General features: G+C 67.4%; 14 protein-coding genes. 5 read left to right on the forward strand and 9 right to left on the reverse strand.

The genetic code is table 11. The features are described 5' to 3' along the window. Positions 1–18: 18 nt before the first annotated feature. The 3 genes from sdhA to sdhC are packed head-to-tail and all read right to left on the reverse strand — an operon-like array spanning position 19 to position 2,632. Positions 19–1,770 carry a succinate dehydrogenase flavoprotein subunit gene (gene sdhA, locus ABZ942_RS26815; protein WP_357386856.1) on the reverse strand — a complete coding sequence of 584 codons (1,752 nt, stop codon included), beginning with the start codon at positions 1,768–1,770 and terminating at the stop codon, positions 19–21. Between the two features lie 30 nt (positions 1,771–1,800). Then, the gene (locus ABZ942_RS26820; protein WP_357386538.1) at positions 1,801–2,232 is read right to left on the reverse strand and encodes a succinate dehydrogenase hydrophobic membrane anchor subunit; all 432 of its coding nucleotides are present in this window, start codon (positions 2,230–2,232) and stop codon (positions 1,801–1,803) included. A gap of 1 nt (position 2,233) precedes the next feature. Continuing rightward, positions 2,234–2,632, reverse strand: coding sequence for a succinate dehydrogenase, cytochrome b556 subunit (sdhC, locus tag ABZ942_RS26825; protein ID WP_357386540.1), 399 nt, complete (start codon positions 2,630–2,632; stop codon positions 2,234–2,236). Positions 2,633–2,909: 277 nt separating this feature from the next. Between sdhC and ABZ942_RS26830 the strand changes: the two genes are divergently transcribed. From ABZ942_RS26830 to ABZ942_RS26845, 4 genes are all read left to right on the forward strand, one after another. After that, positions 2,910–3,311: a cytidine deaminase gene (locus ABZ942_RS26830; RefSeq protein WP_357386542.1), complete on the forward strand. Its 402-nt coding sequence runs from the start codon at positions 2,910–2,912 to the stop codon at positions 3,309–3,311. A gap of 200 nt (positions 3,312–3,511) precedes the next feature. Then, a complete protein-coding gene (locus tag ABZ942_RS26835; RefSeq protein WP_357386544.1) occupies positions 3,512–4,801 on the forward strand; it encodes a thymidine phosphorylase in 1,290 nt (429 codons plus the stop codon). A gap of 580 nt (positions 4,802–5,381) precedes the next feature. Continuing rightward, positions 5,382–6,479, forward strand: a complete 1,098-nt coding sequence (locus tag ABZ942_RS26840) for an adenosine deaminase (protein WP_357386546.1) — start codon at positions 5,382–5,384, stop codon at positions 6,477–6,479. Between the two features lie 175 nt (positions 6,480–6,654). Then, entirely contained in the window at positions 6,655–7,311 is a 657-nt protein-coding gene (locus ABZ942_RS26845; RefSeq protein ID WP_357386548.1) for a hypothetical protein, read from the forward strand. Positions 7,312–7,522: 211 nt separating this feature from the next. Here the strand turns inward: ABZ942_RS26845 and ABZ942_RS26850 are convergent, their stop codons facing one another. The 5 genes from ABZ942_RS26850 to ABZ942_RS26870 all read right to left on the reverse strand — a co-directional run bounded on the left by ABZ942_RS26850 (position 7,523) and on the right by ABZ942_RS26870 (position 11,112). Beyond that, entirely contained in the window at positions 7,523–8,782 is a 1,260-nt protein-coding gene (locus ABZ942_RS26850) for a primosomal protein (RefSeq protein ID WP_357386550.1), read from the reverse strand. A 26-nt stretch (positions 8,783–8,808) separates the two neighbouring features. Then, a complete protein-coding gene (locus tag ABZ942_RS26855) occupies positions 8,809–9,156 on the reverse strand; it encodes a YbaB/EbfC family nucleoid-associated protein (protein WP_357386552.1) in 348 nt (115 codons plus the stop codon). A 147-nt stretch (positions 9,157–9,303) separates the two neighbouring features. Then, complete coding sequence (locus ABZ942_RS26860; RefSeq protein WP_357386554.1) at positions 9,304–9,654, reverse strand: hypothetical protein; 351 nt, start codon at positions 9,652–9,654, stop codon at positions 9,304–9,306. Further along, positions 9,651–10,784, reverse strand: a complete 1,134-nt coding sequence (locus tag ABZ942_RS26865) for an NlpC/P60 family protein (protein WP_357386556.1) — start codon at positions 10,782–10,784, stop codon at positions 9,651–9,653. The genes ABZ942_RS26860 and ABZ942_RS26865 overlap by 4 nt, the downstream gene beginning before the upstream one ends. A 4-nt stretch (positions 10,785–10,788) precedes the next feature. Further along, positions 10,789–11,112 carry a hypothetical protein gene (locus tag ABZ942_RS26870; RefSeq protein WP_357386558.1) on the reverse strand — a complete coding sequence of 108 codons (324 nt, stop codon included), beginning with the start codon at positions 11,110–11,112 and terminating at the stop codon, positions 10,789–10,791. 147 nt (positions 11,113–11,259) lie between these two features. On the opposite strand from ABZ942_RS26870, the gene upp reads away from it, so the two are divergent. After that, positions 11,260–11,883, forward strand: coding sequence for a uracil phosphoribosyltransferase (upp, locus tag ABZ942_RS26875; RefSeq protein WP_357386560.1), 624 nt, complete (start codon positions 11,260–11,262; stop codon positions 11,881–11,883). A gap of 19 nt (positions 11,884–11,902) precedes the next feature. Here upp and ABZ942_RS26880 read toward each other — a convergent pair whose 3' ends face one another. Continuing rightward, on the reverse strand, positions 11,903–12,127 hold the full coding sequence (locus ABZ942_RS26880; RefSeq protein WP_357386562.1) for a hypothetical protein: 225 nt from the start codon (positions 12,125–12,127) through the stop codon (positions 11,903–11,905).

Here is a 12,127-nt window from a genome sequence, read left to right on the forward strand (position 1 = left end):
GGTGGGTATGCACAGTCATCAGTACTTACGCTCCATCGGCTCGTAACGGGTCTGCACCACCGGCTTGAAGTCGAGGCGGATATCCGAGATCAGATCCGGGCTCTCCTTGTAGGCCATCGTGTGCCGCATGAAGTTCACGTCGTCGCGGTCCGGGTAGTCCTCGCGGGCGTGGCCGCCGCGCGATTCCTTGCGGTTGAGCGCCCCGACGACGGTGACTTCGGCCAGCTCGAGCAGGAAGCCGAGCTCGACGGCCTCGAGCAGGTCGCTGTTGTAGCGCTTGCCCTTGTCCTGCACCGTGATCCGGCTGTAGCGCTCCTTGAGCACGTGGATATCGGTGAGGGCTTGCTTGAGGGTGTCCTCGGTGCGGAACACGGCGGCATTCATGTCCATCGTGTACTGCAGTTCGGTGCGGATGTCGGCGACGCGCTCGTTGCCGTGGTCGGACAGGATCAGCTCCAGCCAGTCCTGCACCATCCGCGCCGGGCTCTCCGGCATCTCCACGAACTCGGTGCGGTGCGCGTACTCCGCGGCGGCGATACCCGCGCGACGGCCGAACACATTGATGTCGAGCAGCGAGTTGGTGCCGAGCCGGTTGGAGCCGTGCACCGAGACGCACGCGCATTCGCCCGCCGCGTAGAGGCCGGGCACCACGTCGGTGTTGTTGCGCAGCACCTCGCCGCGGATCTTGGTGGGGATGCCGCCCATCACGTAATGGCAGGTCGGCATGACCGGAACCAGCTCGGTCACCGGGTCGACACCGAGGTAGGTGCGGGCGAATTCGGTGATGTCGGGCAGCTTTTCCTCGAGCACGTCCGCGCCGAGGTGGGTCACGTCGATGTAGACGTAGTCCTTGTTCGGCCCGGCGCCGCGGCCCTCGAGCACCTCGAGCACCATCGAGCGGGCGACGATGTCGCGCGGCGCGAGGTCCTTGATGGTGGGGGCGTAGCGCTCCATGAACCGCTCGCCGCTGGCGTTGCGCAGGATGCCGCCCTCACCGCGGACGGCCTCGGAGATGAGGATGCCGAGACCGGCCAGGCCTGTCGGATGGAACTGGTGGAACTCCATGTCCTCCAGCGGCAGACCCTTGCGGAACACGATCGCCATGCCGTCACCGGTCAGCGTGTGCGCGTTCGAGGTGGTCTTGTACATCCGGCCCGAGCCGCCGGTGGCGAAGATGATCGACTTCGCGTGGAAGACGTGGATCTCGCCGGTGGCCAGCTCGTAGGCGACGACGCCGGTCGCGACCTGGCCGCGGTCGGTCTCGCTCATCACCAGGTCGAGCACGTAGAACTCGTTGTAGAACTCCACGTCGTGCTTGACGCAGTTCTGGTACAGCGTCTGCAGGATCATGTGGCCGGTGCGGTCGGCGGCGTAACACGCGCGGCGCACCGGCGCCTTGCCGTGGTCGCGGGTGTGTCCGCCGAAACGACGCTGGTCGATCTTGCCCTCGGGCGTCCGGTTGAACGGCAGGCCCATCTTCTCCAGGTCCATCACCGCGTCGATGGCCTCCTTGGCCATGATCTCCGCGGCATCCTGGTCGACCAGGTAGTCGCCACCCTTGACGGTGTCGAAGGTGTGCCATTCCCAGTTGTCTTCTTCGACGTTCGCCAGCGCGGCGCACATGCCACCCTGTGCCGCGCCGGTGTGGCTGCGGGTCGGGTAGAGCTTGGTCAGCACGGCGGTACGCGCCCGGGGCCCGGCCTCGATCGCCGCGCGCATGCCGGCGCCACCGGCGCCGACGATCACGACATCGTAGCGATGCTCCTGAATCCGCGAGTCACTCATCGAGTTGACCTGTTCCTAACTGATGTTGGGGTCGAAGGTGAAAATGACGTAGGTGCCGACGGCCAGGATCAGGATCATCGAGATGGCCAGCAGCGTGTTCAGCCAGAATCGAGTCGAGTCCTTGCGGGAGTAGTCCGCGATCACCGTGCGCAGGCCGTTGCCGCCGTGCAGCTGGGCCAGCCAGAGCATGGACAGGTCCCACAGCTGCCAGAACGGGCTGGCCCAGCGGCCCGCGACGAAGCCGAAGTTGAGCCGCTTCACGCCGCCGTCGAGCAGCAGCATGATCGACATGTGGCCGAGCACGAGCACGATCAGCAGCAGGCCGGAGAAGCGCATGAACAGCCAGGCGTACTTCTCGAAGTTGCTGTTCGCGCGCATGCGCGGCGAGCGCGGGTTGTCCAGGCTCGCGGGCCGGTCGTACGACTTACCGAGGACAGGTGCAGTCATCTCAGTGCTCCGTGAACAGGTAGAAGAACTGACGGCCGATAGCGGGCACCGCCAGCAGGAACCAGACCGCGAGGATGATCCACAGCATCAGGCGCTGGTACTTCGGGCCCTTGGCCCAGAAATCGACCAGGATCACCCGGACGCCGTTGAGCGCGTGGAACAGCACGCAGACGACGAGGCCCATTTCCATCAGGGCGACGATGGGGCTCTTGTAGGTCTCGATCGCCCGGTTGTAGGTGTCCGGGCTGACCCGGACCAGCGCGGTATCCAAGACGTGCACGAAGAGGAAGAAGAAGATGGTGACGCCGGTGATCCGGTGCAGCGCCCAGGACCACATCCCGGGGTCGCCTCGGTACAGCGTCTTCCGCTTCGGCTGGGCCGGAGCTTCTATCGTGGTCATAGAGTGCGGTGCCTCCAACGTCGTTGATGGACCCGGTTCATTGATCCGAGGCCGGCTGCGTTGGGCGCAAATGCCCAGGTGGCTGCGCTGCGGCCCGCTGCCGGGAACCTGAACCGATCTGTTCTGGACTCTAATCCTCTAGGTTTGCCGGAACTAATTCGGCGTGCCGTGCGTTGCGCTACAGTCTGGCGAGTTAGGTTTGCCTTTCTTGTTCTGTGAAGGGTTCCTTCGAGGGCCTCGCGCGGCCAAGTTCAGCTCGCTCCAGAAGAGGTTCCCTATGTCGCAAATCGACTGGAAATCCCTGCACGACAACGCGATTCAAGTTATGCGCAATGCCTATGCGCCATACTCGCGGTTTCCGGTCGGCGCGGCAGCCCTCACTGTCGACGGCCGAATTGTGCGCGGGTGCAATGTGGAAAATGTCTCATACGGTTTGGGCCTGTGCGCCGAATGCGTACTCGTCGGTAACTTGCATTCGGATGGTGGCGGACGCTTGCTGGCCATCTCCTGTACCGATTCCCGCGGCGAAATCCTGATGCCCTGCGGGCGCTGCCGTCAACTCCTCTACGAACACGGTGGGCCCGACCTCTTGGTCGACCACAAGGACGGACCCGTTCCGCTGAGCGCCTTGCTGCCAGACGCCTTCGGCCCGGACGACCTGGACGCCGGACAGATCTGAGCGCGTACTCAGACCTCTGCCTCGAGTGTCGCGTCGATCTCCAGCGTCGGTGACCCGCGTCTCGAGCATGCTGACGTGGCGGTCGATGAGACTGGATGTCATTGCTGCCCCCTGGCCCTCGAGCGATTGATGCGGCGAGGCTATCGAACCCCACCGACAAGAACCGGACTCGACGTCGATCTCGTGCCAGACTGGCGAATGTGACGGCACTGGACGCGGTTTCGATCATTACCACCAAGCGGGACGGCGGCGAGCTGTCGGACGCGCAGATCGACTGGGTGGTCGATGGGTTCACCCGCGGCGCGGTGGCCGACGAGCAGATGTCGGCGCTGGCGATGGCGATCGTGTGGCGCGGGATGACCCGGCGGGAGACGGCGCGGTGGACCACCGCGATGATCGCGTCGGGTAGCCGGATGGACTTCACCGATCTGCCGCGCCCGACCGTCGACAAGCATTCGACCGGCGGCGTGGGGGACAAGATCACGTTGCCGCTGGCGCCACTGGTCGCCGCGTGCGGTGCCGCGGTGCCGCAGTTGTCCGGGCGCGGGCTCGGGCATACCGGCGGCACGCTCGACAAGCTCGAGACCATTCCGGGCTGGCAGGCCGATGTTTCGGTGCCGCGCATGCGCGAGATCCTCGCCGACCCCGCGATCGGCGCGGTGGTGTGCGCGGCGGGCGCCGATCTCGCACCCGCCGACAAACGGCTCTACGCGTTGCGCGACGTGACCGGCACGGTCGAATCCATCCCGCTGATCGCCAGCTCGATCATGAGCAAGAAGATCGCCGAGGGCACCGCGGCGCTGGTGCTCGACGTGAAGGTCGGCGCGGGCGCGTTCCTGAAGACCCGCGATGGCGCCCGCGAATTGGCAACGGCCATGGTCGAATTGGGCACCGATGCCGGTGTGCGGACGGTGGCATTGCTGACCGCGATGGATACCCCGCTCGGCCGCACAGCGGGCAACGCCCTCGAAGTCGCCGAGTCGGTCGAGGTGCTGGCCGGTGGCGGCCCGGCCGACATCGTCGAGCTCACCGTCACTCTCGCCCGCGAGATGGTCGCGCTGGCCGGCCTCGACATCGACCCCGCCGACGTGCTCGCCGACGGCCGGGCGATGGACCAGTGGCGCGCGATGGTCCGCGCCCAGGGCGGCGATCCGGACGCGGCACTGCCGACGGCGAAGCACACCGAGATCGTGCGGGCCGACCGTGACGGAGTGCTGACCCGCCTGGACGCCATGGGCGTCGGCATCGCCGCCTGGCGGCTCGGTGCGGGCCGGGCCCGCCAGGGCGACCCGGTCCAGGCCGGTGCCGGAATCGAAATGCACGCCAAGCCGGGCGATTCCGTGACCGCGGGCCAGCCCCTGCTCACCTTGCACACCGACACCCCCGGCGCGTTTCTCGGTGCCCACGCCGCATTGATCGATGCCTACGTCATCGGCGATTCGATCGAAAAACCCACCACCCCACTCGTGCTCGGCCGCATCGAGGCCTGACCCAGCTGTTCGTCAATCGAATTAGATTGCTGCGCAACAATATTTAGGTTGCTGTGCAGCGCGCTGACTGCAATTCCGTGCGCGTCGCCGCCGTCGGCCTCGGGGCAGTGGAGGTTCGCGGCGCACGAATTGGGGTGTGGCGAACCGGATCGCCAGCTGAACGGTGCACGGGACGTCACCATGCGCGCGCTGCGCGACGACTCATCGATACCCGATGCAAGGCAACCGGAGCAGAGACGCGCACGAATTGGTGTGGGGCGCACGGGATCGTCGACTGATCGGTGCGCGGGAGGCCACCATGTGCGCGTCGTGTGTTCGCATCCGGCCTCTGATTCGATGCGGCGAAGGCGGCAGTGCGCGCCTGAGTCGACGTGGGTGTGTGCGGAATTGTCGGTTGTTCGGTATGGCGCCGCCGAGGTGTGCGGCATCGCACAGCCGTGGAGTTGTAGCTGGTCAGTGCGGTATTCGGCGGGGTGGGGTGGTGTCCGGGTGTGGGCCGGGGCGGGGTGGGCGGGCAACGAGATGGTTGCCACTTCGGCAGTCGGGTGCCGTTCGGGCGCGGTGCGGCTACCGTCGTTACATGACTGGACCGACCGCATTGACCCTTGCCTCGATCCGACAGGCGCCAAAAGCGCTGCTGCACGACCACCTCGACGGTGGTCTACGGCCCGCGACGGTGCTGGAGTTGGCCGCCGACTGCGGCTACGAGGACCTACCCGCCAACGACGAGGCGGCGCTGGCCGCCTGGTTCCGGGACGCGGCCGACAGTGGATCGCTGGAACTGTATCTGGAAACCTTCGCGCACACCGTGGCCGTCATGCAGACGCCGGAGGGCCTGCGCCGGGTCGCCCGCGAATGCGCGGAGGACCTGTCCGCCGACGGTGTGGTGTACGCCGAGGTGCGCTTCGCCCCCGAGCAGCACTTGGAACACGGACTGACCCTCGACGAGGTCGTCGAGCACACCCTGGCGGGATTCCGCGAGGGTGCGGCGGCGGCCGCGGCGGCGGGCCGCCCGATCGTGGTCACCTGCCTGCTCACCGCCATGCGCCACGCCGCCCGCTCCCGCGAGATCGCCGAACTCACCGTGCGCTTCCGCGATCGCGGCGTCGGCGGCTTCGACATCGCGGGCGCGGAGGCCGGGTACCCGCCCAGCAGGCACCTGGACGCGTTCGAATACATGCGAGCCAACAGCGCGCATTTCACGATTCACGCGGGCGAGGCGTTCGGCCTGCCGTCGATCCACGAGGCGCTGGCCTTCTGCGGCTGCGACCGCCTCGGGCACGGCGTGCGGATCACCGACGACATCAGCGTGCCCGGCGCGATCGAGGACGCGCGCCTCGGGCTGGTCGCGAACTACGTGCGCGACATGCGTATTCCACTGGAGCTGTGTCCGTCGTCGAATGTGCAGACCGGCGCGGTGCCCTCGCTGGACAAGCACCCGTTCGACCTGCTGGCCCGGCTGCGTTTCCGGGTGACGGTCAACACCGACAACCGGCTGATGAGTGACACCAGCATGAGCCAGGAAATGCTCAAGCTGGCGGACACGTTCGGTTACGGCTGGAGCGATCTGGAGCGTTTCACCATCAACGCGATGAAGTCGGCGTTCATCCCGTTCCCGGAGCGGCTGCGCATCATCGACAACATCATCAAGCCCGGGTACGCGGTGCTGCTCGGATAACGAAGGGCAGCAACAAGCTCCGCGCCCGCAGCCCCGTATCCAGCGGGAACGATGAGCTGGCCGAGGGGAGCTGGGGTAGTCGCCACTCGGGCGATGACCCAGTTCCCCGTGAGCCGCGTCTCGTCCGTCGGGACGGGCGGAATGGCTGGGATGCTGGTTCGCTAGCGTGCAGAGCATGGCGACATTGCAGATTTCCAGCCGGTTCAACGGGCCGCCCGATTCCGGTAACGGCGGCTACGTGGGCGGCCTGCTCGCCGAGCGGCACGGGGACGCCGCGGTCACGGTGATCCTGCGCAACCCGACGCCGTTGGACACACCGCTCGAGGTGCGGGCAGGCAGCCTGTACGACGGCGACACCTTGGTCGCTGAATCCCGTGCTGGCGAATTCGACCGGGACGCACCACAATCCGTGCCGTTCGCGACAGCGGCCGCCGCGGCCGGCTCCTACCAGAGCAACGAGATGTTCGCGTCCTGCTTCGTCTGCGGCAGCGCCCGCGCCGACGGGCTGCGCATCGAGGCCGGCGCGGTCGGCGACGGCCGCGTTGCCGCACCGTGGATCCCCGACGACTCACTCCCGATCGGCCCCGCCGTCCTGTGGGCCGCGATGGACTGCCCCGGCGGCTGGTCACTCCCCAATATGTTCGACCGCCCCGCCCTCCTCGGTTCCATGACCGCCACCGTGCACGCCCTCCCCGAAGTCGGCGAACACTGCGTGGTCATCGGCGAGAACCACGGCGAACAAGGCCGCAAATCCTTCTCGTCCACCGCCATCTACGGTTCCGACGACCGTCTGCTGGGCCGCGCCGAGCAAATCTGGATCCGCTTGAAGTAGCACTAGCGGCGCAACTGCTCGAACTGACTGCAGCCCCAATTGCCCTCTGCGACTGCACGAACAGCGGTTACCCAGCGCACCAACTGATCTCGCGAGCACATGGGTAACTCACCGGGCACCAGCTAACTCAACCAACTCCGCGACCGCCGGCCGCCAACGCCACTACCGCGCTACTCAGCCTGGCCTGAATACCCGGAGAGGCGGAGGAGCCTTACTGCTGGTTGAGCCTGGCCTCGAAGTTGCGCTCGAGGTCTCGCCAGGACTGTGCTTCCGCGGTGAACGGCGGGTTGGGTGCCATTCGGCTCGGGTCCGGGTTCAGCAGGTAGGAGACGTACCAGCCGAGCGGGTTGGACTGGGCGAGCGCCTGTTCCACGGTGTCGTCGCCCGCGTAGTCGGACGCGTCGGTGAACAGTTCGACCGCGAGGTCGAGCTGTTCGATGTCGACCGCTTCCGGGCCCTCGGACAGGTCGTCGGCGAGGCCGGGGAGCACGTAGACGTTTTCGTCGGTGACCTCGACCTCGAGCGAACCGTCCACCGCCGCGGTCTGCACGTCGGCGAAGGTGCTCACCCGGGACAGGTCGTGCTCGTGGTCGTCGGCCAGGTACCTGGCCAGCGCGCGCTCCGAGGTGAACACGGTGATCGTGTTGTCGGAGCCGAGGAAGATCGGCTCGTCATCGAGGTAGCAGCGCAGCGTGAAGTAGGTGCCGTCGGAGGCGATGATCTTGACCGGGTCGATGCCGACCTCGTGCCAGAACGACTCGTCCTCTTCGTCTTCTTCTTCGTCTTCTTCTTCGTCCGCGTTGAGGTCGACGGGCTCGAACTCGTCCTCCTCGTTGTCCGCGGCGTCGTCGGCGTCGACCACGTTCTCCTCGGCGGCCAGCAGCTCGGCCTCGGCGACGGCGACGGCTTCCGCGTCGACATCGGGCGTGCTGACGACGGAGTCGATGGCGTCGAGGACGCTGTCCCAGCCCTTGGCGATGGCGGCGCCGATCTGGTCCCAGAGCTCCTCGCCGTCGCGACCGATGAAGGCGTTCACGCCGCCGGGCAGCGCGCCGAGCACCGGATGCGACCCGAAGAACTTGGTCACCGTCTCCAGCTCGCACACCTCGCCGATGTTGCGCACCATGCTGAGGGTGTCCTCGAGCTCGGCGATGGTGTCCACCTCGGGCTCGCCGGCGGCGAGCTCGGGCACCGCGACCAGATCGAAGGAGAAGTTCTCCTCCGGCTCCAGTTCCACCGCCGACAGCCCGGCGACGACCTTCCATGCCGGATGCTCGACGAGGTCGTTGTCGGAGTTGGTCCGGATGAACGCGGCCAGCTCAGCAACGGTCTCGAAACCATAGAGGGAGTCCTCGTGTCCGAGGAACGCCTCCCACTCGTCGTCACCGTCTCGCCAGCGCGGTGCCCACAGGGTGACGAGATCGCCGTCGGTCAGGCCGAGCTCGATCGGGACGATGTCTCCAGAAGCCATGAGCGGAAGCCTATCGACCTTCCGCGTCAGGCACTATCCGGCCCGCCCCCAATGGTTCCTTTGGCGTCGTCCGCCGCGGGAACGAATGACTCATTCAGTGTCGCAACGACCTTCGAGCGCTGGTTGCCGGCGTCCTCGGCGGCCTGCCTGCACGCCCAGACGATCAGCTGTCCGACCTCGGCGGGTGCCAGCGAGGTGACCGTTTCCGCGAGGCTCAATCCGACGAGCGCGCCGTCGCTGTCGACCTCGACGGTGACCGTGCCGTCCTCGGTGGTGTGGCGCCCACGGACCTGCTTGAGGCCGTACAGCGCGGCCTCGAGTGCTTCCAGCTTCTGCGTCGCGTTGGCGACCAGAGCGTCCATCTCCGCGCTCATGCCTGCGCCTCGCTAACGCTCGGCTCCGGCATGAGCGCAGGGGCGGCTGTGTTCATTGTTCGCTCGCTCCGCTCGCTCATGCCTGCGCCTCGCTAACGCTCGGCTCCGGCATGAGCGCAGGGGCGGCTGTGTTCATTGTTCGCTCGCTCATACTGGCCTCATCCACGTCGTCGGTCCCGTGTCCGCGTCATCGATCCGGTCGAGCTCGTCCACCGCGGCCTGGCGGGTGGGCAGGCCGAGTCGGTCCAGGATGTCGGCGGGCATGCCGGCCTCGGCGAGCAGCTCGCGGCGGCGCGCCTTCGCGGCGACGGTGGAGCGCTTGGTGAGCCGCAGGATTTCGTTCGCGAGACTCTGTGCGCCGTAACGGTATTCGCTGCGCTCGAACTTGATTTCCACCGGCATGCCCTGATCGGTGGCGCGCACCGAGATGGTGCCCGATCGGTTGGTGCTGCCCGCGACCGTGACATTGGGAACCGTCGGTTGCTGCGGGTTACTCATGCTGTCGGCCTATAGAAGCCGTGGAAGCCCATCCCTGAGTTCTCCGTTCGAATTGAGCTGATCTGGACCGGGTCACCGGCCTCGACGAATTCTCCGTTGCCGATCACCATCGCGACATGGCCGTCCCACACCGCCAGATCGCCGGGCATGAGGTCGCCGGGGGAGACCGAGGTGCCGATGGCCTGATCGGCGGCCAGGCGCGGCAGATCCATGCCCGCCTCGCCGTACGCGTATTTGGTCAAACCGCTGCAGTCGAGTCCAGCGCCGGGCGTGTTGCCGCCCCACACGTACGGGGTGCCGACCGCGCTGATCGCCGAGCGGACCGCGGTGGCCGCCTTCTCGTTCGGCGCCTCCACCGTGCTGCCGTCGGGCAGCGTGATCTTCACGCCCTTGCCGTCGCTCGGCATGCCCGACGAACCGGTGTTCGGCTTGGGCGTGCCCGGCGAGCTCGGGGTGCCGGAGGTGGATTTCGGCGTCGCCGTCGAGGCCGGGATCGTGGACATCGCGGTGCTCATCAGGCTGCTCGCCATCGAACCGGCGCCGCTGAGCGCGCTGGTCGCGGTAGACGTCAGCTGCTGCACGCCGGCGGTGGTGACGGCGGCCGGCGCCCCGGCGAGCGACGGCGTGGACGGTGGCGGGGTGAGGTCGGTCATCGACGCGGTGTGCGTGGTGAGCTCGTTCTGTACCCGGCCGACCACGTTGAGGGCCTGGCCGAGGTGGTCGATCGCGGAGCCGACGATCATCGTCAGTCCCGCGGGCGTGGCCAGTGCCGGGCCCGCGCTCGCCGCGGTGTTCACGAATGACTGGGCGATGCCGGTGAGGTCCTTCTGGCCCGATTCGATCTCGGCGGCGGCGGAGTTCACCACGGTAGCCATGTCGTTGCCACGGTCGGAGATGGTGGCGGCGGAGGTCTGTACCTTCAACGCCTTAGAGGTGGCGGCATCGGCGGCCTGGCCGTCCCACGCGGAGTTCATGCCGTTGATGCTGTCGCGACCCATCTGATGGATCTGGTCGACCACGCTGGACGTGCTGCGCAGCGCGTCGGCGGGGCCGCCGGTCGGCAGCACGCCCGAGCCGAAGCTCGCGAGCAGGTCGAAGATCGGCTTGGCCAATGCGTTGATATCGATCACAGGCTCACCCGCCCAACTCGGTGGCCACGCTCTGCAGCGACCCCGCGTGGTTCAGGTCGGTCTCGGTGAGCACCGTGGCCGCGCCGGTGGCCGCGCCACCCATGCTGGCCAGCACCGCCGACAGCTGTCCGATCGACGCGACATGCCCGGCGTGCGCGGCGGCGTACGCGGCCATGAAATCGCCGCCGATCAACCCCATGATCGGGCCGAGCAGCGCGGGCTCGGCCGCGGCCGCGCTCGCCCCGGCCGTGGCCATCTCCCCGGCCATCACGTGGGCGGTCGCGCCATAGGCTGCGATGCCCTCGGTGTCCGCCGACATCTTCCGCATCAGAGCTTCCCCCATCTGTTGTTCCCAGGCAGAGTACGTCATTCAATTGCTTCGACGCGCCCTCTTCCCGTTCGGTTCCCACCGATGCGAAAAAACTTTCGGGTGGAGCTTCGGCGGTGGGCCCGGTGGTCACTTTATCGTTCCCTCATGCGTACTCACACCGTGGACCATCCGCTCGCCGCCGCCCTGTTGACCACGATGCGAGATGAGCGAACCGAGAATTCCGTCTTCCGCGCGGCGCTGCGCGAACTCACCAGGATCCTGATTTATGAGGCGCTGCGCGGGGCGCCGGTCCAGCGCTTCGAGATCACCACGCCGGTGGCCGTCACCGAGGGCGCGCGACTGGCGCAACCGCCGCTGCTGGTGCCGGTGCTGCGGGCGGGCCTCGGCATGGTCGACGTGGCCGCCGAGCTGATCCCCGACGCCAGGATCGGCTTCGTCGGCATCGCCCGCGACGAGGAAACCCACCAGCCGGTCCCGTACATGGAATCGCTGCCCGCCGACCTGGCCGGCCTCCCGGTCTACGTGCTCGACCCGATGCTGGCCACCGGCGGTTCGATGCGGCACACCCTCGAACTCCTGGTCGCCCGCGGCGCCACCGACATCACTGCGGTCTGCGTCGTTGCGGCACCGGAAGGCGTTGCGGCACTGGATGATTCAGGCCATCCAGTGCGCCTGGTCACCGCCGCTGTCGACGCGGGCCTGAACGAGAACGCCTACATCGTCCCCGGCCTCGGCGACGCGGGCGACCGCCAATTCGGCCCGCGCTAGCCGGTCCGGGCTGGGCTGTTCATCCGTCCTTCGACCGGGTGAACAGCTCCAGGTGCGAGCAGTCCTCGCACCGATAAGCGTCGACCAGCCAGTGCGTGCGGCCGGTCCGTATCGCGCCCCAGGAGCCGATTTCCAACGGACCCTCGATCCAGCGGGCATGGCCGCGTGAACTGTCGCCGGAGTCCTCGATATAGCCGGGCTTCAGGCCCTGGCCGCCGCAGTGGGTACAGTGCATCGCCGTCAT

Origin of the sequence: Nocardia sp. NPDC046473 (assembly GCF_040645995.1) — a bacterium.
In the GTDB taxonomy this organism is placed as follows: domain Bacteria; phylum Actinomycetota; class Actinomycetes; order Mycobacteriales; family Mycobacteriaceae; genus Nocardia.

Coding starts and splice junctions, on each gene's coding strand:
- ABZ942_RS26850 (WP_357386550.1), bottom strand. CDS start 8,782: ATGGCTTCTGGAGACATCGTCCCGATCGAGCTCGGCCTGACCGACGGC.
- ABZ942_RS26845 (WP_357386548.1), top strand. CDS start 6,655: ATGGCGACATTGCAGATTTCCAGCCGGTTCAACGGGCCGCCCGATTCC.
- ABZ942_RS26830 (WP_357386542.1), top strand. CDS start 2,910: ATGTCGCAAATCGACTGGAAATCCCTGCACGACAACGCGATTCAAGTT.
- sdhC (WP_357386540.1), bottom strand. CDS start 2,632: ATGACCACGATAGAAGCTCCGGCCCAGCCGAAGCGGAAGACGCTGTAC.
- ABZ942_RS26820 (WP_357386538.1), bottom strand. CDS start 2,232: ATGACTGCACCTGTCCTCGGTAAGTCGTACGACCGGCCCGCGAGCCTG.
- upp (WP_357386560.1), top strand. CDS start 11,260: ATGCGTACTCACACCGTGGACCATCCGCTCGCCGCCGCCCTGTTGACC.
- ABZ942_RS26870 (WP_357386558.1), bottom strand. CDS start 11,112: ATGCGGAAGATGTCGGCGGACACCGAGGGCATCGCAGCCTATGGCGCG.
- ABZ942_RS26855 (WP_357386552.1), bottom strand. CDS start 9,156: ATGAGCGCGGAGATGGACGCTCTGGTCGCCAACGCGACGCAGAAGCTG.
- ABZ942_RS26880 (WP_357386562.1), bottom strand. CDS start 12,127: ATGACGGCGATGCACTGTACCCACTGCGGCGGCCAGGGCCTGAAGCCC.
- ABZ942_RS26860 (WP_357386554.1), bottom strand. CDS start 9,654: ATGAGTAACCCGCAGCAACCGACGGTTCCCAATGTCACGGTCGCGGGC.
- ABZ942_RS26840 (WP_357386546.1), top strand. CDS start 5,382: ATGACTGGACCGACCGCATTGACCCTTGCCTCGATCCGACAGGCGCCA.